Genomic DNA, 23,813 nt, shown 5'->3' with positions numbered 1-23,813 from the left:
CGCTTCCGGTGCCGCCCCGGTGCCGGTCAGCCCGCCGTTACCTCCGCCGACGGGTGCGCCGGCCCCGGTTCCGCCTCGCGCGGCGCGGTGCCGGAGGGTGGGGCGGCCCCGTCGGGGCGCTCGGGTGCCGGTTCGGTGCCGGCGGTCGGCGGGGCCGAACCGGGCGGGTCGTCCGGGCCGGGCCCGGTGGCCGGCATGGTCCGGTCGGTGGCGTGGTCGAGCACCCGCAACGCGGCCAGGGCGGCCATCGGCACGGCCAGCGCCGCCGCCGCACCCGCGACGTTGAGGGCGGCACCGCCGAGCAGGCCGGCGATCACCGCGGCCACCGGAATACCGGCCATCCCGCCCCGCATGGCGGGATAGATCCCGAAGAGCCGCTTGAGCCCACCCCACGGCCGGAGCAGGGCGAACCACACCAGCACCGCGCCGAGCAGCGCGAGGACGGTGAGCGGGCTCCCGGCCAGGGCGGCCAGGTTCGCCGCGCCGGAGCGGTGCACGGTCAGCCCGCTGGTGCCGTCGCCGACGGCGGTGAGGAACCGGCCGAGGCTGCCCCGCTGGTCGATCGGCTGCCGCAGGTCCATCACCACGAACCCGATGGTCACGGCCAGACCGGCGATGGTGGCCCAGGCGAGCCGGCCGAGGCTGAGCCAGCCGCCGGTGCTGATCGCGGCGGCGATGCTCACCCCGGCGGTCAGCGCGACCGCGCCCACCGCGTCGGCGCCGAGGTAGGGGCTGCCGACCACGATCACCCCGAGGACGCCGACCAGCACCACCACGGCCGGCCGCCAGCTGCGGCGTACCCGCTGGGCCAGCCAGGCCGCCGAGAGCAGGGTACCGGCGATGAAGACCCCGAGCCCGACGGTGCCGAGGCCGGCGTACCGGCCGCCCTCCAGGGCCGAGTACCCGGTCACCCCGTTGAGCTGGAGGCGCGCCCCGGTGACCACGTCCACCCCGACGACCAGGGCGGCCAGCGCGGCAACGCTGCCCAGCGGCCAGAGGGTGCGCTGGTACGCCCGGGCGAGCCGCACCGCGGCGGTGGCCAGGCCGAGCAGCATCGCGGTGACCAGCCCGAAATAGACCCCGGCGTGTGCACCCCGCCACCACGGGACGGCGTCCGCGACGAGCGCGGCCGGTATCGCCAGGGCGGCGGCGATGAGCAGTACCTCGACCGTCGCGACCACCCGCCGGGGCACCGGGGCGGGTCCGTGCGGGCCGGCGTCGCGCCGGGCCCGGCGCAGCAGCGGCAGTACGGCGACCGCGAGCAGGCACTGCAACCCGGCCAGCAGCAGGAAGAACCACTTCGCCACCTGCTGCTGGGCCCGGGCCTCCCGGTCGGCGTCGGCGGGGGCGGCGATCGCGGTGGGCAGGTCGGCCGGACGGCCGTCGACCACCCCGGCCGGCTGCCCGATGAAGAGCCGCTCGGGCGCCGGCCGGCCCAGCGCCGCCAGTGCGGTGGGGGCCAGGTCGACGAGTTGCAGGTAGCCGTCCCGGCCGGTGCTGCGCGAGGTCAGCCAGCCACGCCCCCAGCCCGGCCCGTCCGCCACCACGACGTGCAGCCGGGACGACCGGTCGGTGTCGGCGAGGCCGGCCACCAGGACCAGCGAACGTTCCGGCCTCGCGGCCAACACCCGGGCCAGGGTGGCGTCGGCGCGGCGGGCGGCATCGGCCCGGACCGCGGGGTCGTCGCCGCTGACGGTACCGAGGTCGATGATGCCGAGGACGCAGTCGTCGAGCAGGCCGGTCGGATCGGGCGGCAGCTCTTCGGCGTACCGGTCGACCAGCCCGGACGGTCTGGCGGCGGCGACCGCCGCCCCCGGGCCGACCGCGACGGTGCAACGGACCGATTCGGCCAGCGCCCCGGGCACGGTGCCCCAGCGCAGCCTGTCCTGGTTGTGGGTGACCGTCGCCCGCTGGTCGGGCAGGTTGGCGCTGATCGCGTCCGGCTGCTCGACGGTGACGTCCAGCGGCGGGCACCGGTCGGCGACGACGGTGGCGTCCCAGGCGGCGAAGTTTCCGGCGCCGAGGGTCTGCCAGCCGTCGACCGGGCAGGTCGGCTGCCGGGCCGAGCGCACCGACAGCGAGCCGATGGCACCGCCCTCGGCCATCCGCCACAGCGTCGGGGTGGTCTGCGGATCGACGTCGTCCCAGCGCAGCCCTGGTACCCCGGCCAGCAGCACGTAGTCGGCGGTCGGCGCCGGGGTCCGGGTGGCCGGCCGGACGACGAGCGCGGCGACTCCGAGAGCCACCACCGCCACGGTCAGCAGTACGGGCACCAGCCGGCGCAACATCAGCCGCGCCCCGCCGACGAGCCCGTCTCCCGGCCGGCGGAGGGCGGTCGGGAACCACCGGACCGGTCGGACTCCTCCGCTGCCGCGCCGAGCCCCGCCGACCCCGGGTCGGCGGAATCGGTCGCCGGCTCCTCCGCTCGGGCCGGGGCGGGCCGCCCCGTGCCGAGTTCGGCGTAGAGGGCGGCGACGGTGGCGACGGTTTCCGCCTCGGTCGGCCACTGCGCCGCCCGTACGGTGGCCAGCCCGGCCAGGGCGGCCCGCCGGTCGGGATCGGCGAGCAGTGCCCGGACCGCCTGGTCCACCGCGTCCACGTCGTCCGGCGGCACCAGTACGGCAGCCTCGCCGACCAGCTCCGGCACCCCGCCGACCGCGGTCGCCACCAGCGGTACGCCGGCCCGCAACGCCTCCTGCGCGAAGAGCTGCCGCGCCTCCCAGTCGCTGGTGACCACCGCCAGGTCGGCTCCGGCCAGCAGGTCGGCGACGTCGGTCCGGTGCCCGAGCAGCGTCACCGGGGCCCGGGCGGCCGAGATCCGGGCCGCCAGCGGCAGATAGCTCGGGCCGCTGCCGGCGATCGCCACCGCCGGTGGCGGGTCCAGCTCGCGCCACCGGGCGGCGGCGTCGACCAGCACGTCGTACCGCTTCTGCGGGTGCAGCCGGCCGACCGAGAGGATCAGCGGCTGGTCCGGGGCGACGCCGAACTCGGCCCGTACCGCCGAGCGGCTGCGGCGGGGCGCCGGCAGGGTGGGTGCGGCGACCGGGGCGAGCCGGGCGTCCCGGGCGCCGAGGGCGGCGGCCCGCTCGACCAGGTCGGCGGAGGCACCGAGGCTGACCCGGGCCCGGCGGGCGACGATCCGCTCGACCAGCCGGGAGAGCCGCCCGCGCAGCCCGCCGACGAGTACGGCGTTGTGCCAGGTCACCACGACCGGGGCGGCCGGTCGGGCGAGCACCGCCACCAGGCCGGCCCGCAGGCCGTGCGCGTGTACGACGTCGACCGGTCCGGCCAGGGCCCGGCGCAGCGCGGTGACCGCCCGGGCGTCTGCCGGGGTGGGGCTGGCCGGGATCTCCACCGGTACGAACCGGGCACCGGTGGCGGTGAAGCGGAACTGCTCCTCGGTGGCGGCGGGACCGCAGACGGTGACCGCCATCCCCGCACCGACCAGCCCGCGGGCGAGCGAGGCGACGTGCTGACCGACCCCGCCGGTACTGGAGGCGAGCACCAGGGCCACCGCGCCGGCCCGCCCGACGGCGGCCGTCGGTGCCGGCGCGTCCGGTTCGGCGCGGTCCCCCGGTCGAGCCGGCCCACCCCGCTCGCTCACCGCGACACCCGTTCCTTCCCGTCGTCCTCGCCCGGGTCGGCCGCGTCCGGCCGGTCCGCGCGTTCCGTCTCCGTCCCGTTGCGCAGCCGTGGCGCCGCCGGCCCGCCTCGGCGGGTCAGCACCCGGCGCAGCCGGCCGCGCAGCGTCGCCAGCAGCGGCCGGACGTCGTGCCGGTCCAGCGGATAGGCGACCGCGACGAAAGCCGCGCCCACGGCGACTCCGGACAGCATGCCCTGCACGAGTGCGTCGACTCGCGCCGGGGTACCACCCCCGAGGCCGGGCAACCGGTGTGCGCACACCGCGCCGACCACCGCCGCGACCGCTCCGGCGAGCAGCCCGACCAGCGTTGACCTGGGCAATCCGGTCAGCGCCGCCGGACCGGCGCTGCGCCGGACCGCAAGGACCAGCAGGATCCCCAGCACCAGCATGCCGACCGAATTCGCCGCCGCGACCGCGAACACCCGATAGTCCACCGGGAAGGCGGCGGAGAACCCGACGGCGGCGAACGGCACGACGAGCCAGCCGGCCAGGGTGGCGACGGCCGCCGGGCGGGTGGCGCCGCGCGCGTACAGGGCCCGGGTGAGCACCGCGAAGAGGCCGTAGCCGAGCAGGCCCGGTGCGAACCCGGCGACGGCGGCGACCTGGGGCGCCCCGCTGCCCGGCCAGAAGAACCGGGCCACCGGTTCGGCGGTGCCGACCAGCGCCGCCGCGCCGAGGCAGCTGAACAGCAGCACCCGGCGGGCGGTCGGGGCCAGCGTCCGGCGGTATTCCGACTCGTCGCCGGTGGCGTGCGCCGCCGCCAGCGTCGGGTACGCCGCGACCGCGAGCGGGACGGCGAGTACCGCCCAGGGCAGCAGGTACACCGTCTGGGCGAGGTTGAACACGATCTCCGCACCGGTCGGTCCGCCGCTGAGCTGGCGCAGACTGACCAGCAGCGCCACCTGCTGGCCGAGCACCGTCACCGCGCCGGCCAGGGCGAGCCCGCCGACCCTGGCCCGGGCGTCGGCGGAGAAGCCGTACCCGAGCCGGGGCCGCAGGTGCAGCCGGCGCAGCGGGATCAGCAGCGAGAGGGAGAGCACCACCACCCCGAGGGTGGTGCCGGCGGAGAGGACCAGCTCACCGCCCCGGCCGACCTCGGCGATCGACGGGTGCACCCCCTCGACGGCCGCGAACGCCAGGTAGACCCCGATCACGGTCACGCTGGAGAGCAGCGGGGCGATCACCGGCCAGGCGAACCGCCGGTACGACTGGAGCACCCCGGTCAGCACGATGCCGATGCCGTAGAGCGGCAGTTGCGGGGCGAAGACCCGGAGCATCCGCGCGCCGGCCTCGATCTCGGCGGTGCTGCGGTGGTCGGAGATCAGTCCGACGATCGGTTCGGCGAGCAGCGCGACCCCGACCGCGAGCGGCACCAGCAGGGTCACCGTCCAGGTCAGCAGCGCCCCGGTGGTCGCCGCCACCGCCGCCCGGTCACCGACCGCGACCGCGCCGGCCAGCAGCGGTACGACGAGACTCGCCAGCGCCCCACCGGCGACGATCTCGAAGACGATGTTCGGCACGCTGTTCGCCACCACGTACATGCCGCCGAGGTCGCTGCGGTCGCCCATCACCCAGGTGAAGACGCCGGTACGCCCGAACCCGGCCAGTCGACTGGCCACGGTGAGTACGGCGATCAGCGTTGCGGCGCCGGCCACCCGCCCGGCGCCGACGAGGGGTGCCGGCCTGCCCACCTCAGGAGTGTCGCCGGCCCAGGGCGTCCAGTTCGCGCAACCCCGGGGTGTTCTGGATCACCTGGGTGAAGCTGACCTTCTCGCTGGCGGCGGTGAGCGCGGCGATCACGGCGAGCGCCCCGGCCCGCCCCACCGGCCCGGTACGGGCGGCGAGCGCGACGCCGAGCAGCGCGCCGAGGGCGTTCGCCCCGCTGTCGCCGAGCATCACGCGTTCGTCGAGGTCGGCCGGGAGCAGCGCGGCGGCGGCGCCGACCGGGCCGGCGGCGAGTCCACCGGTCGGGCCGGTCAGCAGCGGCGCGCCGAGCAGTACGCCGGACTTGAGCGCGCGTCCCGGCCGCAGGTCGAGCAGGTTGACCAGGTTGGCCGTACCGGCGATGACGCCCGCACCGAGCAGCAGGTCGACGGTTCCGGCGGCGCGTCCGGTGCGGCGGCGGCCGGGGTGGGACCGGACCGTCGGGTCGGCGGCGAGCAGGGCGGCGGCGGCCAGGCCGGCGGCGCCGACCCCGGCGATCTTGACGACGCCGCTGGTCACCCGTCCCTCACGGAGTGCGGCGAGGTGTCCGGCGAAGCCCTTGGCGGTCTTCTGCTCCGGCCGGGCGCCGACCACGTCGTCGTAGAGCCCGACGGCGCCGCAGGCCAGCCCGGCGACCAGGGCGGCGCCGCCGGCCGGGCGGCTCGGCGCACCGGCGGCGGCTCCGGCGGCCGCTCCGGCGGCGAGCGCCGGGCCGGCGGCGAGGGTGACGGTGCGACCCCGGAAGTTGGTACGGCGCAGCCCGGCCGCCCACGGGCCGGCGAGCACGCCGCGCAGGGCGGCACCGGCGAGCAGCACGCCGACGCCGAGCGCCCGGGCCCGGGCGCCCCTTCGCCGGGCGGTCACTCGGGCATTTCCGGCAGCAGCGATTCGGCACCCGCACCGACGCCGTACGCGCCGGCCTGCTTCTCGGTGATCTGCCGGGTGAGCGCCAGCGCGGTGACGAGCTGCCCCTGCACGGTGTTGGCGTTGTCGACGGTGGAGATGGTCTTGGACAGCGCGGGATCCCGGCGCACCTCGGCGACGAGGTTTCCGCCACTGCTGCCGTTGCCGGCGATCACGATCGCCCCGGGCTTGTCGAACTGCTCGGCGAGCTGCACCACCGAGCGGTCCTTGCGGGTCGCGTCCCGGTCGACGTACGGCTGCCCGCTGACCACCACGACCGCCTCGGCGGGACCGGTGATCTTGTCGGGCACGTTGAGGTAGCCCTCTTCGCTGTAGTCGTCCAGCACCGAGCGGCGGTCGGCGTCGGTCACCGGCGAACCGCCCTCCGGACGGTCGAGCAGGGCGCTGGCCAGCAGGGCACTGGACTTCTCCACGCCCTCGCTGCTGGGCAGCCCGACGTCCGGGACGGTGGGTCTGGCCGCCTTGGCCGCGACACCCAGCAGCAGGACGCTGCTGTCCGGGTCGAGGAACTTCTCCTGTACGTCGATCCGCCCGGTGACCGAGGCGCCGCCCAGCCGGAGCATCTCGACGACCCCGTCGACCTGGTCCTGCCCGCTCGGCAGCACCAGGACCAGGACGCGCCGGCCGGCGAGGGTGCCCTTGAGCATGTGCGGCGCCGCCTCCCGGACGAAGTCCTCCTCGCGCTGGACCTCGGTCTCCAGGTTGTTCACCGACTCGCGGAGCTGCTCGTTGTGCTTGCCCAGCGCGTTGACCCGATCCTTGAGCGAGTCGGCGACCGGACCGTTCAGCGCCGCCGTACCCACGACCAGACCGATCGCCAGGGCGAGGAACACCGCGGTCAGCGAGACCACGTGGTACCGGAAATTGATCACGACAAGAGCCTCTTGATCATCACTCGGGGCCGGGAGGACACCAGCACGGGTCTAGAAGAGCTGTCCAAGCTGGAATACGACATTGTCCCACCACTCGGAGGCGACCCCGAGGTAAGCCTTTCCGACGGTGGAGACGGCGACCGCGGACGCCATCGCGGCCAGCGCGGAGAGCACCAGCAGCAGCAGCGACGACCCGGAGATGCTCTGCCGGTAGAGCCGGCTCACCCCCTTGGCGTCGACCAGCTTGCCGCCGACCTTGAGCCGGGTCAGGAAGGTCGAGGCCATGCCGCCGCGCCCCTTGTCGAGGAACTCGACCAGGGTGGCGTGGGTGCCCACCGCGACGATCAGCGAGGCGCCCTTGCCGTCGGCGAGCAGCATCGCCAGGTCCTCGCTGGTGGCCGCGGCCGGGAAGGTCTGTGCGGTCACCCCGAGCCCGTTCACCCGGGCCAGTCCCGGCGCCCGCCCGTCCGGGTAGGCGTGCACGATCACCTCGGCGCCGCAGCGCAGCACGTCGTCGGTGACCGAGTCCATGTCGCCGATGATCAGATCGGGGGTGTAACCCGCCTCCACCAGCGCGTCCGCGCCGCCGTCCACGCCGATCAGCACCGGCTTGAACTCCCGGATGTACGGGCGCAGCACGTCCAGGTCGGCCTTGTAGTCGTAGCCCCGGACCACGATCAGGCAGTGCCGGCCCCGGATCGGGGTCTCGACGTCCGGCACGCCGACCCCGTCGAGCAGCAGCTCCCGCTCCTGCTTGAGATATTCCATGGTGTTGGCGGCGAACGCCTCCAGCTGCACGGACAGCCCTTCCCGGGCGTCCGACATCGCCTTCGCCACCGACTCGGCGTCCTGACGGCTGCCGTGCCCGACCGGTTCGTCGTCGAGCAGCACGGTGTTGCCGTCGATCCGGACGGTGTCGCCCTCCCGGATCTGCTGGAAGATGCCCTCGCCGAGGTCGTCGAGGAGGGGGATGCCCGCCTTGATCAACACCTCGGGGCCGAGGTTCGGATAGCGGCCGGAGACCGACGGCTTGGCGTTGAGCACCGCGGCGACGCCGACGGCGACCAGCGAGTCGGCCGCGACCCGGTCCAGGTCGACATGGTCGATCACCGCGATGTCACCCGGACGCAGCCGGCTGACCAGGCGCTTCGTCCTGCGGTCGAGGCGCGCGGTGCCGACGACTTTGCCCGGTTCCGCGCTCCGGGCCCGGCGCAACGTGGGTAAACGCATCCCAACCATCCTGGCATGTGAGGCAGAGCTTTCTGTCGCGACATGCCTGAGCAGGGCCGCCACCCCAAGGGAACCACATTGATGCCCGGCCGGGTGTGGTCGGCGTCACACCGTTCGATTCGGTACCACGGAACGTGGCCGTCGGGGTCACGCTCCGCCGCGCACGCGGCGCCGCAGCTCAGGAGTGTCTTTCCCGGGCAGCCACCGCCAGAAGTTCCTCCGCATGGGCGATACCCAGATCGGAATCCGGCAAACCGGCGAGCATCCGGGCCAGTTCCCGGGCCCGGTCGGTGTCCTCCACCACCCGTACCCCGCTGGTCGTCACCGCACCGCCGGTGTCCTTGGCCACCACCAGGTGCCGGTCGGCGAAGGCCGCCACCTGCGGCAGGTGGGTCACCACCAGCACCTGGTGACTGCGGGCCAGCCGGGCCAGCCGGCGGCCGATCTCCACCGCCGCCTGCCCGCCGACCCCGGCGTCGACCTCGTCGAAGACCAGCGTGGGCGGACCGCCGGATCCGGCGAAGACCACCTCGATGGCGAGCATCACCCGGGACAGCTCACCACCCGAGGCACCGCGCTGCAGCGGCAGCGACGGTGCCCCCGGATGGGCCAGCAGCCGCAGCTCGACCTCGTCCGCCCCGTCCGGACCGACCCCGACCTCGACCCCGTCGACGGTGAGCGCCGGCTCGGCCTTGCCGACCGGCCGGGGCAGCACCGCCACCTCGATCCGGGCGTGCGGCATCGCCAGCCCGGCCAGCTCGACGGTGACCTGCTCGGCGAAGCGGGTGGCCGCCTCGCGGCGGGCCGCCGAGAGCCGGCCCGCCAGCTCGGCCACCTCGCCGGCCAGCCGCTGCCGCTCCCGGTCCAGTTCGTCGAGAAGCTCGTCGGAGGTGTCCAGCTCGGCCAGCCGGGTCCGGGCCCGGTCCGCCCAGGCGATCACCCCGTCGACGTCGTCGGCGTACTTGCGGGTCAGGCCGCGCAGCGCCGCCCGACGCTCGTAGATCACCTGCAACCGGGCCGGATCGGCGTCCAGCGCCGCGAGATAGCCGGACAGCTCGGCCGCGACGTCACCGACCAGCGTGGCGACCTCCTCCAGCCGCGCCGAGAGGTCGCCGAGGGTCCGGTCGACCCCGGCCTGCGCCTCCAGCGTCCGGCGGGCGTGCCCGAGCAGGGTGGTCACGTCGGCCATCTCGTCGGTCGGCTCGGCCGCGCCCGCCACGCAGAGCTGGGCCGTCTGTGCGGCCGTACGCAGCCCCTCGGCGTGCTCCAGCCGCTGCGCCTCGGCCTTGAGTTCCTCGTCCTCGCCCGGCTGCGGATCGACCCGGGTGATCTCGTCGAGGCCCAGCCGCAGCAGGTCGGCCTCCTGGTTGCGCTCCCGCGCGTTGCGCCGCCGGTCGGCGAGGTCGTCGGAGACCCGGCGCCAGCGGGAGTACGACTCGCGCAGGCTCTCCAGCAGCTTCTCGTGCTCCGGCCCGCCGAACCGGTCCAGCGCGGCCCGCTGCTCGGCCGGCCGGAGCAGCCGGAGCTGGTCGGACTGGCCGTGCACGGCCAACACCTGCTCGCCCACCTCGGCCAGCATCGACACCGGCATGCTGCGGCCGGCCACGTGCGCCCGCGACCGTCCCTCCACGGTGACCGTACGGCTGAGCAGCACCGACCCGTCGTCGTCCGGCTCACCGCCCGCGTCGACCACCCGGGCGTGCACCGCCGTCGCGGCGGCGCCGGTCAACCGCAGCCGCCCCTCCACCATGGCCCGGCCGGGATCGGCGCGCACCCGGCCGGCGTCGGCCCGCCCGCCGAAGAGCAGGCCGAGACCGGTCACCACCATCGTCTTGCCGGCGCCAGTCTCGCCCGTGATGACGTTCATGCCGCCGGTCAGCGGCAGCGTCGTGTCCTCGATGACGCCCAGCCCGGTGATACGCAGCTCTTCCAGCACAGCAACCGACAGTAGTAGCGGGCCCCGACACTTGACCACCCGGGCGCGCGTCCCGATCGGTATCCGGCACATGCTCCCGGACAGCCCGCGACACCGTCGGCACCCGCCGTGGTCAGCGGCGGTTGCCCCGCCAGCCGTGCACCGGCAGGCCGAACTTGGCCACCAGCCGGTCGGTGAAGTGCCGGGCGCGCAGCCGTACCACCCGCACCGGCGGCGCACCCCGCTGCACGGTCACCCTGGCACCGGGCGGCAGGTCGTAGACCCGACGGCCGTCGCAGCAGAGCACCGCCAGGGTGGTGAACGGGTCCACCGTGATGGTGAAGGTCGACGTCGGCGCGGTGACGATCGGCCGGCTGAACAGCGCGTGCGCGCTGATCGGCACCAGCAGCAGCGCCTCCACCTCCGGCCAGACCACCGGCCCACCCGCCGAGAAGGCGTACGCGGTGGAGCCGGTCGGGGTCGCGCAGACCACACCGTCGCAGCCGTACCGGGACAGCGGGCGGCCGTCCACGTCGACGAGCAGCTCCAGCATCTGGGCCCGCTCGCCCTTCTCCACGCTCACCTCGTTGAGCGCCCACGACTCGATCACCGGGCCGCCCTCGAACTCGGCGCGCACGTCGAGGGTGAGCCGCTCGTCCACTGTGTAGTTCCGGTCCACCACGTCCCGGACCGCCCGGTCCAGGTCGTCGATCTCGGCCTCGGCCAGGAAGCCGACCTTGCCGAGGTTGATGCCGAGCAGTGGCGCCTTCGCCGGCCGGGCCAGGTCGGCGGCGCGCAGGAAGGTGCCGTCGCCGCCGAGCGCGAAGACGATCTCCGCGCCCTCGGCGGCACCGAGCAGGCTCACCGGGGTCACCCCGGGCAGTTCCAGGTCGTCGGCCTCCTCGGCCACCACCCGTACCTCGAAGCCGGCCTGGATCAGGTCCGCCGCGACCGTACGGGCGTGCTCGGTGCTGCGCCGCCGTCCGGTGTGCGTGACCAGCAGTGCCGTCCGGGTCATCGGGCTCCCTCCCGCGCCACGGCCGGACCGGTCGGCCCGGCCGTCACCACCGCAGCCACCGCCGCCTCGTCCGGCGGCGGCGCGTCGGCGCGCAGCCAGACGAAGAACTCCACGTTGCCGCTCGGCCCCGGCAGCGGGCTCGCCACCACGCCGGCCAGGCCGAGGCCGAGCCCGGCGGCCGCCTCGGTCACCGCGAGCACCGCCTCGACCCGCAACCGCGGATCGCGTACCACCCCACCGCTGCCCACCCGTTCCTTTCCGACCTCGAACTGCGGCTTCACCATCAACACCAGGTCGCCGTCCGTGGCGGTGCAGCCGGACAGCGCCGGCAGCACCAGGCGGAGCGAGATGAACGACAGGTCCGCGACGGTGAGGGTCACGGTGCCGCCGATGGTGTCGGGCGTCAGGGTACGCACATTCGTGCGCTCGAATACCCGGACCCGCTCGTCGGTCCGGATCGCCCAGGCCAGCTGGCCGTAGCCGACGTCCACCGCCACCACCTCGGCGGCACCGGCCCGGAGCAGCACGTCGGTGAAACCGCCGGTGGACGCCCCGGCGTCCAGGCAGCGCCGGCCGGCGACGTCCAGCCCCTCGGGGGCGAACGCCGCCAGCGCGCCGGCCAGCTTGTGACCGCCCCGGGAGACGTACTCGGTGCTCGGGTCGTCGCCGAGGACCCGGACCGGGTCCGCCGGGTCGACCATCGCGGCCACCTTCTGGGCCCGTATCCCGCGAACCTGCACCCGTCCGGCCTCGACCAGCGCCGCGGCCTGTTCCCGGGACCTGGCCAGACCGCGGCGGACGAGTTCGGCGTCGAGCCGGGTACGACGTGCCATCGAAAGTTCTCCGAGGGGACTGGGCTCACGCCTGGTCGATGGTGGCGAGGGTTTCCCGCAGGGTCTGGTGCGCCGCCTCGTACTGGGCGATCTGGTCGGCCGGCGGCAGGTTCACGGCGTTCGCCATCGCCTGGAGTACCGCGTCCACGGCGGGGTGGCCGGAGCCGCTGTCCGGACCGGCCGGATCGCTCGATCCACCGGTCGGCGCCGGGCCGGGAACGGGCCGGACCGCCGCCGAGGGGGGCGGAGCCGGCCGGAACGGCCCCGGTACGGGTACCTGGCTCATGCCGCCCCTCCGCTCCGTCGGGTCGCCCGGCAGGCCCGGGCCACGACGGGGATCATGCCGCATCGCCGCCCGGCGCCGCCGACCGCTTGGCCACGGCCTTGCCCGGAGTCGACTCCTTGGTGGCCACCGCCTTGCTGGCGGCGGTCTTCTTCACCACCGTCTTCTTCGCGACCGGCTGCTTGGCGACGGTCTTCTTGGCGACCGGTTGGCTGGTGACCGCCTCGCGCTCGGCGGCCTTCGTCGCGACCGCCTTCTTCGCCACGGCCTTCTTCGCGACCGCCTTCTTCGCCACGGCCTTCTTCGCGACAGCCTTCTTCGCCACGGCCTTCTTCGCGACCGTCGACTTGGCGACCGTCGACTTGGCGACCGCCTTTTTCACGATCGCCTTCTTGACCGGCGCGGTGGTTCCGGTCGGCGCGTCCGCGGCCGGAGGTCGCACGGCGGTCGCCGCACCCGCGGCGCCGCCGGACGTCCCTGCCCGAGCGGCGGAGAGTTCCCGCTCCAGCCGGGCGATCCGGTCGGTCAGCGACGTGACCTCGTCCGCCGTGGCCAGGCCGAGGGCGGCGAGAGTGCGGTCGATCTCGACCCGGATGATCCGGATCAGCGCCTCCCGGTTGGCCATCCCGGTGGAAACCAGTTCCTCGGCCATGGTCTGCAGTTGGGCAGCGGTGGCGCCGCTGGAGCCGACCAGCTTCCTGGCGGCGGCCTGGGCGCGCTTCTTCGACGCCTCCGTCAGCCCAAGGGCCAGCTCAAGGTAGGCCCGCCACGCATCCTGCATACCTCGGTCCTCTCGCGGGTGCCGACTGTTCAGGTTGTCACGCTACCGGGCGCCCCGACCCGCCCGGTGCGGTACGGTGCCCGGGGGACGGGCGTGGCGTGATGCGAGGGGGCACGACGATGGCGACCGTGGACGAGTGCCGGCAGGCGTTGCACGATTTGGCGGCCCGGATGGACGCCAACGCCGACAAGGTTCGTAAGCAGGTCGATCTCGACCGCACGCTGGCGTGCCGGATCACCGATCTGGACACCGCCTTCCACGGCCGGCTGACCGGTGGGCGCCTGGTCGACCTGGCCGACGGGGACGACCCCAAGGCGAAGATCGCGCTCAGCATCGCCAGCGACGACCTGATCCGTCTTGTCCGGGGCGAGCTGGACGTGCCGAAGGCGCTCGCCTCTCGACAGATGTCGATCAATGCCAACCCGTTCGACCTGCTCAAGCTCCGCAAGATGCTCTGACCACGCCGTCGGGCCGAGCCGAACGGTGGGTCGGTGACGGGTCGATCCAGGCCAGTGCGTGCCCCGGACGCCAGCGCGGGCTCTCGCCCGCCGGGCCTGGGCCTGCCCGAAGGCTCTGGAACACCACCCGCGCCTGGCACGGCCGGCTCGCGGTGGCGCACCGGCCGTCGGGGTCAGCGCGACAGACCGAGTTCCCCGAGAGCCTTCCGGGCCGCCTCGGATCCCGGCTCGATGTCCTCGACCGGCGCTCCCGACCAACTCGCCGCACAGAGTGCGGCCAGCGCAGCCAGGCTCGACCCCTCCCCGGTGAGCACCGTCGGGCCGCCGTCGGCCACCACCTGCCAGCCGGCACCGGCGGCGTCGGCGGGTTCGGCGGTCAACCGGGCGACCCGGGTCGGGTCGAAGAGCCCGCCCAGATCGCTCGCCACGAAGTCCGGGCGGGCCGACGGTGCCGCGTGCAGCAGATCGACCGGCGCCGACACCCCGGTGAGTACCAGCAGACTTTCCATTCCGGCCCGAACCGCACCCTCGATGTCGGTGTCCAGCCGGTCGCCTACCGCGAGCGGGCGGGCCGCGCCGAACCGCCGGGCGGCGGCGGTGAACAGGGCCGGCTCCGGCTTGCCGACCACCACGTCGGGGTCCCGCGCCAGCGCGGTACGCACCGCCGCGACAAGTGAACCGTTCCCGGGTACCGGACCACGGGCGGTCGGCAACGTCCGGTCGGTGTTGGTGACGAACCAGTCGGCACCGGCGCGTACCGCCAGAGCCGCCTCGGCGAGATCAGCCCAGCCGACCTCGGGCCCGTAGCCCTGCACCACCGCGACCGGCGCGTCCTCGAGCCGGGAGACCGGACAGAGTCCGACGTCACGTACCTCGTCGCGGAGCGCCTCCGCACCCACCACCAGTACCGGGGAGTCCGGCGGGAAGCGCTGCGCCAGCAGTTCCGCCGCGGCGGCCGCGGAGGTGAGTACCTCCTGCGGCCGCACGTCGAGCCCCATCCCGGTGAGTAGTGCGGCGACCTCGTCGGCGCGCCGGGAGGCGTTGTTCGTCGCGTACGCCAGCGGCTTGCCCTCGGCGTGCAGCCGGCCGACCGCCGCGACCGCCGTCTCGATCGGCCGGTCGACGAGATAGACCACGCCGTCCAGATCGAAGATCACCAGGTCGTACGCGTCGACCAGCCGGCCACCCGGCGAGGACTCGGTCACGAGTCGGCGCCGCGCCCCGGACGGGCGCCCGGATCCGCCTCGGCCTCCGGAGCATCGACCGCAGCACTCTCGACCGCCGCGGTCTCGGCCCCGGGAGCCCCGGTCTCGGAAGCCTCCGCCTCAGCGGCCCCGGTCTCGGAAGCCTCCGCCTCGGCGACCCCGGTCTCGGAAGGCTCCGCCTCGGCGTCCGCTGCGGTCACCTCGACGGCCGCCAGCGGCTCGTCCTCGTCTTCGTCGTCGTCCAGCTCGTCCTCGTCGTCGTCGAACTCGTCGTCGTCCCGATCCGTGCGGGCGACCTCGTCGTCGTACCCGTCCTCGTCGTCCTCTGGGGCAGGCCCGTCCTGCGAGGCGTCGGCATCGACGTCCGCCATCGGCTCGGATCCGTCGGATCCCCCGTCGGCGGTGTCGTCGTACCCGTCCTCGTCCTCGTCGCCCTCCAGGACGACACCGTCGAGTTCCAACAACCGCTCGGCGGCATCGGTCTCACCGAACTCGTCCACCTCTGCGGCCCGGGCGAACCACTCCCGTGCCTCTTCCCGCCGGTCGACCGCGAGCAGCGCGTCGGCGTACGCGTAACGCAGCCGGGCGGTCCACGGTTCGGCCGGCGTGGCGGTCAGTTCGCGCACCTGAAGCATCGCCACCGCAGCGTCACCCTGGCCCATGTCGCCCCGGGCTCCGGCCGCCACGATCAGCAGCTCCACCGCCCCGGCCGGGTCCAGCGACTCACGATCGGCGCCCCGGTAGAGGTCGATCGCCCGCTCCGGCCGGCCGAGCGCCCGCTCACAGTCGGCGAGCACCGCCAGGTGGGTCTGCCGCCCGCTCATCCGGTGGTACGTCCGCAGCTCGGCGAGTGCGGTCTGCCACTCACCCGCCCGGTACGCCGCCAGCCCGACCGCCTCCCGTACCGGCGCGATCCGGGCCGCCAGGCTCCGGGCGGCAAGTGCGTGCTCCAGCGCAAGGCCCGGATCGTCGTCGATCAGCGCTCCGGTCGCGACGAGGTGCCGCGCGACCGTCTCCGCGACGGGCTTGGCCAGGGAGAGCAGTTCGGCCCGGACCGCGCTGTCGAGATCCGTGGCGACGATCTCCTCCGGCAGAGCCGGACCGGAGGCCTCCCGAGCGGTGTCGCCTGACCGGCCGGACCGGTCGCGTCGATCCGTACCCTCGGCACGGGTGTAGCCGCCTCCGCCCGCGCCGGCACCGTCCCGACCGGCCTGGCCGGTCCCCTGCCGGGGCTTCCAGTCCCGCCGGCCCTCCTCGGGACGGCCACGGTCGGCGCGGTCGCCGCCCGACCGGAAGCCCTCCCGCGCGCCGCCGCTGCGGGCGTCCCGGTCCGACCGGCGGAAACCGCCACGGTCGCCGTCACGCGTACCCTCGCGGTCCGCGCCCCGGTGGCCCTCCCGGTCCGAACCGCGGAAGCCTTCCCGGCTGCGGCCGTCGAAGCCGCGACGACCCGCGTCGTCGCCAGAACGTCGTCCGCTGTCTCGTCCTGCGCCGCGCTGGTCACCGCCGCCCGACGGTCCGCCGCGGTAACCACCGCCGCGCCCGGCGTCGCCGCCGGAACCCGCACCCGGACGACCTCGGTAACCACCGCTGTCGCCCCGGTACCCGCCGTCTCGCCGGTCATCATCGCGCCGCGCGTCGTCCCGGTAGCCACCCGGACGCGAGGCGTCGTCACGGTAGCCGCCGGCACGCGAGTCCCGACCAGAACGTCGGTCGTCGCCGAAGCCGGGCCGGGAACCGCCCCGGAACCCACCGCTCTCGCCCCGGAAACCGCCGCGCCGGTCGTCGCCACCGGAGCCTCCGCCCCGGCCCTGGTAGCCACCGCCGGAGCCTCCGCCCCGGCCCTGGTAGCCGCCGCGCCGGTCGTCACCGCCGGAGCCTGCGCCCCGGTAGCCGCCGGTACGGCGGTCGTCGCCGCGCCGGGTGTCGTCACGGTAGCCGCCAGCACCGGAGTCACGGTCGCCCTGCCGGTCGCCCCGGAAGTCACCGCCCCGGCCGTAGTCGGTACGGGCTCCACGGTCGCGGTCACCACGGCCGAAGCCGTCCCGTCCGCCGGACTGGTAGCCGCCCTGGCGGTAGCCGCTGTCCCGGTCACCGCCACGCTGGCCGGGTCCGGACTGACGGTAGCCCTGGCGGCCCTCTCCACGATCCGGACCGAAGTCGTCTCGGCGCCCGCCGCCGCGGTAGCCGCCCTGACGCTCGTCACCGCCGCGCTGGTAACCGCCCTGCCGGGCATCGCCGCCGCGCTGGTAACCACCCTGCCGGGCGTCACCGCCGCGCTGGTAACCACCCTGCCGGGCGTCACCGCCGCGCTGGTAACCACCCTGCCGGGCGTCACCGCCGCGCTGGTAACCACCCTGCCGGGCGTCACCGCCGCGCTGGTAACCGCCACCGGAGCGGAAGCCCGCATCGCCGTCGCGGCGCCCGGAGTCGCGGTATCCGCCGCTCGCGCGGTCACCACCGAAGTCGCGATTCCCCCGGGAATCCCGGTCACCACGGCCGTCCCGGTCACCACGGAAGCCGCCGCGCTGGCCGTCCCGGAAGCCGCCGCCGCGCCGGTCGTCGGCGCCGGAGCGGTAGCCCCCACCAGGGCGACCGTCGCGCCGGCCGGCGCCGTCACGCGGAGCTGGGCGGTCACGCCGGTCACCAGATGTGCCGGACGAATCGCGGTCCCCGCGATAGGGCTGACGGCCGTCCCGGCGCGTAGAGGCGTCACGGCCGCCTTGGCGGTCCGGACGGTCGTCTCGACGGCGCGGACGGTCTCCGCCGTGCGCTCCTGAACTCACGGGTACATCCTTCCTCATGGCGAGATCGCCGCAACACGCAGTGCAGGGCCACCCCGACCGGGGTGGCCCTGCAAACTAAGATGTCCGGCGGCGTCTTACTCTCCCACACCCTCCCGAGTGCAGTACCATCAGCGCTGGAAGGCTTAGCTTCCGGGTTCGGAATGTAACCGGGCGTTTCCCCTCCGCCATAACCGCCGTAACCCTATCAACAACACAAACAACAACCCCCCACCCACACGCAGGGGAAAAAAACCTGTTGTTCGTTTGCTGTGAATCACACAGTGGACGCGTAGCAACTTTGTAGTCAAGTCCTCGGCCTATTAGTACCGGTCAACTGAACCAGTTACCTGGCTTACATCTCCGGCCTATCAACCCAGTCGTCTCACTGGGAGCCTTACCCCCTCACGGGGTGGGATACCTCATCTTGAAGCAGGCTTCCCGCTTAGATGCTTTCAGCGGTTATCCCTCCCGAACGTAGCCAACCAGCCGTGCCCCTGGCGGGACAACTGGCACACCAGAGGTTCGTCCGTCCCGGTCCTCTCGTACTAGGGACAGCCCTTCTCAAGTATCCTACGCGCACGGCGGATAGGGACCGAACTGTCTCACGACGTTCTAAACCCAGCTCGCGTACCGCTTTAATGGGCGAACAGCCCAACCCTTGGGACCTGCTACAGCCCCAGGATGCGACGAGCCGACATCGAGGTGCCAAACCATCCCGTCGATATGGACTCTTGGGGAAGATCAGCCTGTTATCCCCGGGGTACCTTTTATCCGTTGAGCGACACCGCTTCCACACGCAAGTGCCGGATCACTAGTCCCGACTTTCGTCCCTGCTCGACCCGTCAGTCTCACAGTCAAGCTCCCTTATACACTTACACTCAACACCTGATTGCCAACCAGGCTGAGGGAACCTTTGGGCGCCTCCGTTACATTTTAGGAGGCAACCGCCCCAGTTAAACTACCCACCAGACACTGTCCCTGAACCCGATAAGGGCCCGAAGTTAGATACCCAAACCAACCAGAGTGGTATTTCAAGATTGCCTCCACCCATACTGGCGTATGGACTTCACCGGCTCCCACCTATCCTACACAAGCTAATTCAGATACCAATGTCAAGCTATAGTAAAGGTCCCGGGGTCTTTCCGTCCTGCCGCGCGTAACGAGCATCTTTACTCGTACTGCAATTTCGCCGGGCCTGTGGTTGAGACAGTGGGGAAGTCGTTACGCCATTCGTGCAGGTCGGAACTTACCCGACAAGGAATTTCGCTACCTTAGGATGGTTATAGTTACCACCGCCGTTTACTGGCGCTTAAGTTCTCAGCTTCGCCCCGAAAGACTAACCGGTCCCCTTAACGTTCCAGCACCGGGCAGGCGTCAGTCCATATACATCGAATTACTTCTTCGCATGGACCTGTGTTTTTAGTAAACAGTCGCTTCCCCCTGCTCTCTGCGGCCATACAACGCTCCACCAGCAAGTGGCTTCACGTCTCCGGCCCCCCTTCTCCCTAAGTTACGGGGGCAATTTGCCGAGTTCCTTAACCACAGTTCACCCGATCGCCTCGGTATTCTCTACCTGACCACCTGTGTCGGTTTAGGGTACGGGCCGCTCGGAACTCGCTAGAGGCTTTTCTCGGCAGCATAGGATCACTGACTTCACCTGAATCGGCTCGGCATCACGTCTCAGCCACAAGGTGTGCGGATTTGCCTACACACCGGCCTACACGCTTACCCCGGCACAACCACCGGCCGGGCTCAGCTACCTTCCTGCGTCACCCCATCGCTTGACTACTACCCGCCAGGTTCCCACGCTCCCCCACATCAGTCCGAAGACATCAGCAGGTTCGGGTGGTTAGCACAACGAGGTTCATCACGGGCGCTCCTACACGGGTACGGGAATATCAACCCGTTATCCATCGACTACGCCTCTCGGCCTCGCCTTAGGCCCCGACTCACCCAGGGCGGATTAACCTGGCCCTGGAACCCTTGGTCATCCGGCGGAAGGGTTTCTCACCCTTCTTTCGCTACTCATGCCTGCATTCTCACTCGTGCCGCGTCCACAACTGGGTCACCCCGCTGCTTCACCCCCGGCACGACGCTCCCCTACCCACCCACACACCTGCACACCACCCCGAAGAGCAGTGCGAAGTCATTGTGTGAATGCCACAGCTTCGGCGGTGTACTTGAGCCCCGCTACATTGTCGGCGCGGAACCACTTGACCAGTGAGCTATTACGCACTCTTTAAAGGATGGCTGCTTCTAAGCCAACCTCCTGGTTGTCTATGCGACCCCACATCCTTTTCCACTTAGCACACGCTTAGGGGCCTTAGCTGGCGATCTGGGCTGTTTCCCTCTCGACTACGAAGCTTATCCCCCGCAGTCTCACTGCCGCGCTCTCACTTACCGGCATTCGGAGTTTGGCTGATTTCAGTAACCTTGTAGGGCCCCTAGACCATCCAGTGCTCTACCTCCGGCAAGAAACACGCGACGCTGCACCTAAATGCATTTCGGGGAGAACCAGCTATCACGGAGTTTGATTGGCCTTTCACCCCTAACCACAGGTCATCCCCCAACTTTTCAACGTTGGTGGGTTCGGCCCTCCACGCGGTCTTACCCACGCTTCAGCCTGCCCATGGCTAGATCACTCCGCTTCGGGTCTAGAACACGCGACTACACGCCCTATTAAGACTCGCTTTCGCTACGGCTACCCCACACGGGTTAACCTCGCCACATGCCACTAACTCGCAGGCTCATTCTTCAAAAGGCACGCCGTCACCCCTAAAGGCTCCGACGGATTGTAGGCGAACGGTTTCAGGTACTATTTCACTCCCCTCCCGGGGTACTTTTCACCATTCCCTCACGGTACTCGTCCGCTATCGGTCACCAGGAAGTATTTAGGCTTACCAGGTGGTCCTGGCAGATTCACGGCAGATTACAGGAGTCCGCCGCTACTCGGGAACACCCACAAGGAAGACCAGCTGCTTTCACCTACCGGACTATCACCGCCTACGGTTGGCTTTTCCACACCATTCAGCTAACAACTGGCTTTATAACTCCCCACACGAGTGTCAGCTCGTGTCATGAGGTCCCACAACCCCGACCACGCAACCCCTGACAGGTATCACACGCAACCGGTTTAGCCTCAATCCGCTTTCGCTCGCCACTACTCACGGAATCACTATTGTTTTCTCTTCCTACGGGTACTGAGATGTTTCACTTCCCCGCGTTCCCTCCACACACCCTATGAATTCAGGTGCGGGTGACACCACATGACTGGTGCCAGGTTACCCCATTCGGACACCCTGGGATCACAGCTCGGTTGACAGCTCCCCCAGGCCTATCGCGGCCTCCCACGTCCTTCATCGGCTCCTGGTGCCAAGGCATCCACCGTTCGCCCTTGACAACTTGACCACAAAGATGCTCGCGTCCACTGTGCAATTCTCAACAAACGACCAACCCACAACCCACCACCCCACACCAGCCCAACAACCACCAGCACAAAACCGATGACCATCGACGGTATATGGAGCCAGGTCATGCCTGGACCGAAGAACCAACCCACAGGTTGTTCCTTCAGGACCCAACAGGGTGCCCTACATCCACCACCAGCCGCACCAACCCGACCTTCCACACCCCCACCAGGGAGGCCGTACTCGCCGGACCAGCCGTTGCCAGCCGTGAACTCGCCAGTGTCTCCGCCATCGAGCACCCCTGACCCGACATCCGCGGGCCACGAGGCTCCTACCCGACCTTCGCCGGGAGGTGCTCCTTAGAAAGGAGGTGATCCAGCCGCACCTTCCGGTACGGCTACCTTGTTACGACTTCGTCCCAATCGCCAGCCCCACCTTCGACGGCTCCCCCCCAAAAGGGTTAGGCCACCGGCTTCGGGTGTTGCCGACTTTCGTGACGTGACGGGCGGTGTGTACAAGGCCCGGGAACGTATTCACCGCAGCGTTGCTGATCTGCGATTACTAGCGACTCCGACTTCACGGGGTCGAGTTGCAGACCCCGATCCGAACTGAGACCGGCTTTTTGGGATTCGCTCCACCTCACGGTATCGCAGCCCATTGTACCGGCCATTGTAGCATGCGTGAAGCCCTGGACATAAGGGGCATGATGACTTGACGTCATCCCCACCTTCCTCCGAGTTGACCCCGGCAGTCTTCGATGAGTCCCCGCCATAACGCGCTGGCAACATCGAACAAGGGTTGCGCTCGTTGCGGGACTTAACCCAACATCTCACGACACGAGCTGACGACAGCCATGCACCACCTGTGACCGCCCCCGAAGGACCCCACATCTCTGCAGGTTTTGCGGCCATGTCAAACCCAGGTAAGGTTCTTCGCGTTGCATCGAATTAATCCGCATGCTCCGCCGCTTGTGCGGGCCCCCGTCAATTCCTTTGAGTTTTAGCCTTGCGGCCGTACTCCCCAGGCGGGGCGCTTAATGCGTTAGCTGCGGCACAGAGAACCGGAGAGGCCCCCCACACCTAGCGCCCAACGTTTACAGCGTGGACTACCAGGGTATCTAATCCTGTTCGCTCCCCACGCTTTCGCTCCTCAGCGTCAGTATCGGCCCAGAGACCCGCCTTCGCCACCGGTGTTCCTCCTGATATCTGCGCATTTCACCGCTACACCAGGAATTCCAGTCTCCCCTACCGAACTCTAGCCTGCCCGTATCGGCTGCAAGCCCACAGTTGAGCTGTGGGTTTTCACAGTCGACGCGACAAGCCGCCTACGAGCTCTTTACGCCCAATAAATCCGGACAACGCTCGCGCCCTACGTCTTACCGCGGCTGCTGGCACGTAGTTGGCCGGCGCTTCTTCTGCAGGTACCGTCACTCACGCTTCGTCCCTGCTGAAAGAGGTTTACAACCCGAAGGCCGTCATCCCTCACGCGGCGTCGCTGCATCAGGCTTCCGCCCATTGTGCAATATTCCCCACTGCTGCCTCCCGTAGGAGTCTGGGCCGTGTCTCAGTCCCAGTGTGGCCGGTCGCCCTCTCAGGCCGGCTACCCGTCGTCGCCTTGGTAGGCCATCACCCCACCAACAAGCTGATAGGCCGCGAGCCCATCCCAGGCCGAAAAACTTTCCACCCACCCCCATGCGGAAGCAGGTCATATCCGGTATTAGCCCCCGTTTCCGAGGGTTATCCCAAAGCCTGAGGCAGGTTACTCACGTGTTACTCACCCGTTCGCCGCTCGAGTACCCCGAAGGGCCTTTCCGCTCGACTTGCATGTGTTAAGCACGCCGCCAGCGTTCGTCCTGAGCCAGGATCAAACTCTCCAACAAAAACCATGGAAAATCAAAACCCAGCAACAATAAAAACACTTGCTGCCAAACAATAAAACCAATTTGGCACTGGCTTATCAAGCACCCTGTTGAGTTCTCAAAGAACAACCACACACCGAACACGAACCTCGCTGGGAGGGCCGCCCTCGGGGCAACTTGCCTAACCTACCCGCTCGGCCTCACAGTGTCAAGCCCCAACTTTGGGCTCGTCTGCTTCACCCGAGAGGTTCCCCGTACACACGCACACCTGACGGTGGTCGCTTCTGTCGGGGGGAAGCCCGCAGACCGGCCGATGGCCGCTCGCGGCGCATCTGCCCGGCTCCTGCCGGCCTGGAACACTCTACCCGGTTGGTCCCGCAATCTCAACCTGAAGTTCATCCGGTCGAGCGCACCACCCGGCCTCCGTCCCCGTCGGGCGGATGCCCTCCGAGAGACCGAGGTGCTCGCGGCCCGGCCTTTTCGTCCGGGGCGCCGCGCGCAGAGAGAAAGTTACGCCGCCGAGCCGCTGGGCGCAAATCGACGTACTCCTCCTTCTGTACCGCTGTGACCTGACCGTGCCACGGTTGTCCGTGTCGGAGCGGGTCCGCCGTGTCAGAGTGGCAACCATGGCCGCGTTTGCGAGCTCCACGGAGATCACCGTCGCGCAGGACAGCATCACCGCGCTCCTGTTGCCGTTCTGGCAGCTCGTCATCGGTGGGCTCGTGCTGGTGGCCGTGGTCGCGTCGGTACACCGGCTGGCCCGCCGTGGCCGATCCCGGATGACCACCGGGCTGCTGGTGACAGCCTCCGCGATCATCGGCCTGGCCGTCGTCGGCATGCTGCTGCAATGACCGTAGGACGGTCGCGATGATCGTGCGGCGGTCGGCCCGGTGGTG

Annotated in this window: 14 protein-coding genes, 3 rRNA genes and 1 pseudogene; 2 read left to right on the top strand and 16 right to left on the bottom strand. The window is 70.9% G+C overall.

Annotated features, from left to right (window positions below; translation table 11 throughout):
• Positions 1-26 precede the first annotated feature (26 nt).
• From V1634_RS06140 to V1634_RS06090, 11 genes and pseudogenes are all read right to left on the bottom strand, one after another.
• Positions 27-2,288 carry a hypothetical protein gene (locus V1634_RS06140; RefSeq protein WP_407951726.1) on the bottom strand — a complete coding sequence of 754 codons (2,262 nt, stop codon included), beginning with the start codon at positions 2,286-2,288 and terminating at the stop codon, positions 27-29.
• A 119-nt stretch (positions 2,289-2,407) separates the two neighbouring features.
• Positions 2,408-3,514 (bottom strand): annotated as a pseudogene (locus tag V1634_RS06135) (glycosyltransferase family 4 protein); the annotation flags it as partial.
• A gap of 86 nt (positions 3,515-3,600) precedes the next feature.
• On the bottom strand, positions 3,601-5,334 hold the full coding sequence (murJ, locus tag V1634_RS06130; RefSeq protein ID WP_331206747.1) for a murein biosynthesis integral membrane protein MurJ: 1,734 nt from the start codon (positions 5,332-5,334) through the stop codon (positions 3,601-3,603).
• Between the two features lies 1 nt (position 5,335).
• A complete protein-coding gene (locus V1634_RS06125) occupies positions 5,336-6,211 on the bottom strand; it encodes a hypothetical protein (protein ID WP_407951725.1) in 876 nt (291 codons plus the stop codon).
• The gene (locus tag V1634_RS06120; protein ID WP_331206746.1) at positions 6,208-7,143 is read right to left on the bottom strand and encodes a copper transporter; all 936 of its coding nucleotides are present in this window, start codon (positions 7,141-7,143) and stop codon (positions 6,208-6,210) included. Before V1634_RS06120 ends, V1634_RS06125 begins: the two co-directional genes overlap by 4 nt.
• 51 nt (positions 7,144-7,194) lie before the next feature.
• On the bottom strand, positions 7,195-8,373 hold the full coding sequence (gene steA, locus V1634_RS06115; protein ID WP_107260110.1) for a putative cytokinetic ring protein SteA: 1,179 nt from the start codon (positions 8,371-8,373) through the stop codon (positions 7,195-7,197).
• Positions 8,374-8,551: 178 nt separating this feature from the next.
• Positions 8,552-10,309, bottom strand: coding sequence for a DNA repair protein RecN (gene recN / locus V1634_RS06110; RefSeq protein WP_331206745.1), 1,758 nt, complete (start codon positions 10,307-10,309; stop codon positions 8,552-8,554).
• A 112-nt stretch (positions 10,310-10,421) separates the two neighbouring features.
• Positions 10,422-11,306: an NAD kinase gene (locus V1634_RS06105; protein ID WP_331206744.1), complete on the bottom strand. Its 885-nt coding sequence runs from the start codon at positions 11,304-11,306 to the stop codon at positions 10,422-10,424.
• Positions 11,303-12,139 (bottom strand): TlyA family RNA methyltransferase, encoded by an 837-nt coding sequence (locus V1634_RS06100; protein ID WP_331206743.1) that lies wholly within the window; start codon positions 12,137-12,139, stop codon positions 11,303-11,305. The genes V1634_RS06105 and V1634_RS06100 overlap by 4 nt, the downstream gene beginning before the upstream one ends.
• Before the next feature lie 25 nt (positions 12,140-12,164).
• The gene (locus V1634_RS06095; protein WP_331206742.1) at positions 12,165-12,425 is read right to left on the bottom strand and encodes a hypothetical protein; all 261 of its coding nucleotides are present in this window, start codon (positions 12,423-12,425) and stop codon (positions 12,165-12,167) included.
• Between the two features lie 52 nt (positions 12,426-12,477).
• On the bottom strand, positions 12,478-13,203 hold the full coding sequence (locus V1634_RS06090; protein WP_331206741.1) for a histone H1-like repetitive region-containing protein: 726 nt from the start codon (positions 13,201-13,203) through the stop codon (positions 12,478-12,480).
• Between the two features lie 119 nt (positions 13,204-13,322).
• On the opposite strand from V1634_RS06090, the gene V1634_RS06085 reads away from it, so the two are divergent.
• Positions 13,323-13,661, top strand: coding sequence for an SCP2 sterol-binding domain-containing protein (locus V1634_RS06085; RefSeq protein WP_331206740.1), 339 nt, complete (start codon positions 13,323-13,325; stop codon positions 13,659-13,661).
• A 173-nt stretch (positions 13,662-13,834) separates the two neighbouring features.
• On the opposite strand, the gene V1634_RS06080 is transcribed toward V1634_RS06085, so the two are convergent.
• The 5 genes from V1634_RS06080 to V1634_RS06060 form a co-directional block, all read right to left on the bottom strand.
• On the bottom strand, positions 13,835-14,866 hold the full coding sequence (locus V1634_RS06080) for an HAD-IIA family hydrolase (protein WP_331206739.1): 1,032 nt from the start codon (positions 14,864-14,866) through the stop codon (positions 13,835-13,837).
• A complete protein-coding gene (locus tag V1634_RS06075) occupies positions 14,863-15,909 on the bottom strand; it encodes a tetratricopeptide repeat protein (RefSeq protein WP_331206771.1) in 1,047 nt (348 codons plus the stop codon). The genes V1634_RS06080 and V1634_RS06075 overlap by 4 nt, the downstream gene beginning before the upstream one ends.
• A 1,825-nt stretch (positions 15,910-17,734) precedes the next feature.
• Positions 17,735-17,851: ribosomal RNA gene (gene rrf / locus V1634_RS06070) — 5S ribosomal RNA — on the bottom strand.
• A 101-nt stretch (positions 17,852-17,952) separates the two neighbouring features.
• Positions 17,953-21,060, bottom strand: a 23S ribosomal RNA gene (locus V1634_RS06065).
• Positions 21,061-21,422: 362 nt separating this feature from the next.
• Positions 21,423-22,938 (bottom strand): 16S ribosomal RNA (locus V1634_RS06060).
• The 16S, 23S and 5S rRNA genes sit together here, the layout of an rRNA operon.
• Positions 22,939-23,543: 605 nt before the next feature.
• Between V1634_RS06060 and V1634_RS06055 the strand changes: the two genes are divergently transcribed.
• Positions 23,544-23,768: a hypothetical protein gene (locus tag V1634_RS06055; RefSeq protein WP_331206738.1), complete on the top strand. Its 225-nt coding sequence runs from the start codon at positions 23,544-23,546 to the stop codon at positions 23,766-23,768.
• Positions 23,769-23,813 lie beyond the last annotated feature (45 nt).

This window comes from Plantactinospora veratri, assembly GCF_036421995.1.
GTDB classification, from domain to species: Bacteria; Actinomycetota; Actinomycetes; order Mycobacteriales; family Micromonosporaceae; genus Plantactinospora; species Plantactinospora veratri.
Note: the sequence above shows the minus strand (reverse complement) of the source record. Positions and strands in the feature narration are given on the sequence as shown.

What these genes read in the sequence shown, in the direction of transcription:
- V1634_RS06140 (WP_407951726.1), bottom strand. Translation starts at nt 2,288, where the DNA reads ATGTTGCGCCGGCTGGTGCCCGTACTGCTGACCGTGGCGGTGGTGGCT.
- steA (WP_107260110.1), bottom strand. Translation starts at nt 8,373, where the DNA reads ATGCGTTTACCCACGTTGCGCCGGGCCCGGAGCGCGGAACCGGGCAAA.
- V1634_RS06055 (WP_331206738.1), top strand. Translation starts at nt 23,544, where the DNA reads ATGGCCGCGTTTGCGAGCTCCACGGAGATCACCGTCGCGCAGGACAGC.
- V1634_RS06095 (WP_331206742.1), bottom strand. Translation starts at nt 12,425, where the DNA reads ATGAGCCAGGTACCCGTACCGGGGCCGTTCCGGCCGGCTCCGCCCCCC.
- V1634_RS06100 (WP_331206743.1), bottom strand. Translation starts at nt 12,139, where the DNA reads ATGGCACGTCGTACCCGGCTCGACGCCGAACTCGTCCGCCGCGGTCTG.
- V1634_RS06085 (WP_331206740.1), top strand. Translation starts at nt 13,323, where the DNA reads ATGGCGACCGTGGACGAGTGCCGGCAGGCGTTGCACGATTTGGCGGCC.
- V1634_RS06105 (WP_331206744.1), bottom strand. Translation starts at nt 11,306, where the DNA reads ATGACCCGGACGGCACTGCTGGTCACGCACACCGGACGGCGGCGCAGC.
- V1634_RS06090 (WP_331206741.1), bottom strand. Translation starts at nt 13,203, where the DNA reads ATGCAGGATGCGTGGCGGGCCTACCTTGAGCTGGCCCTTGGGCTGACG.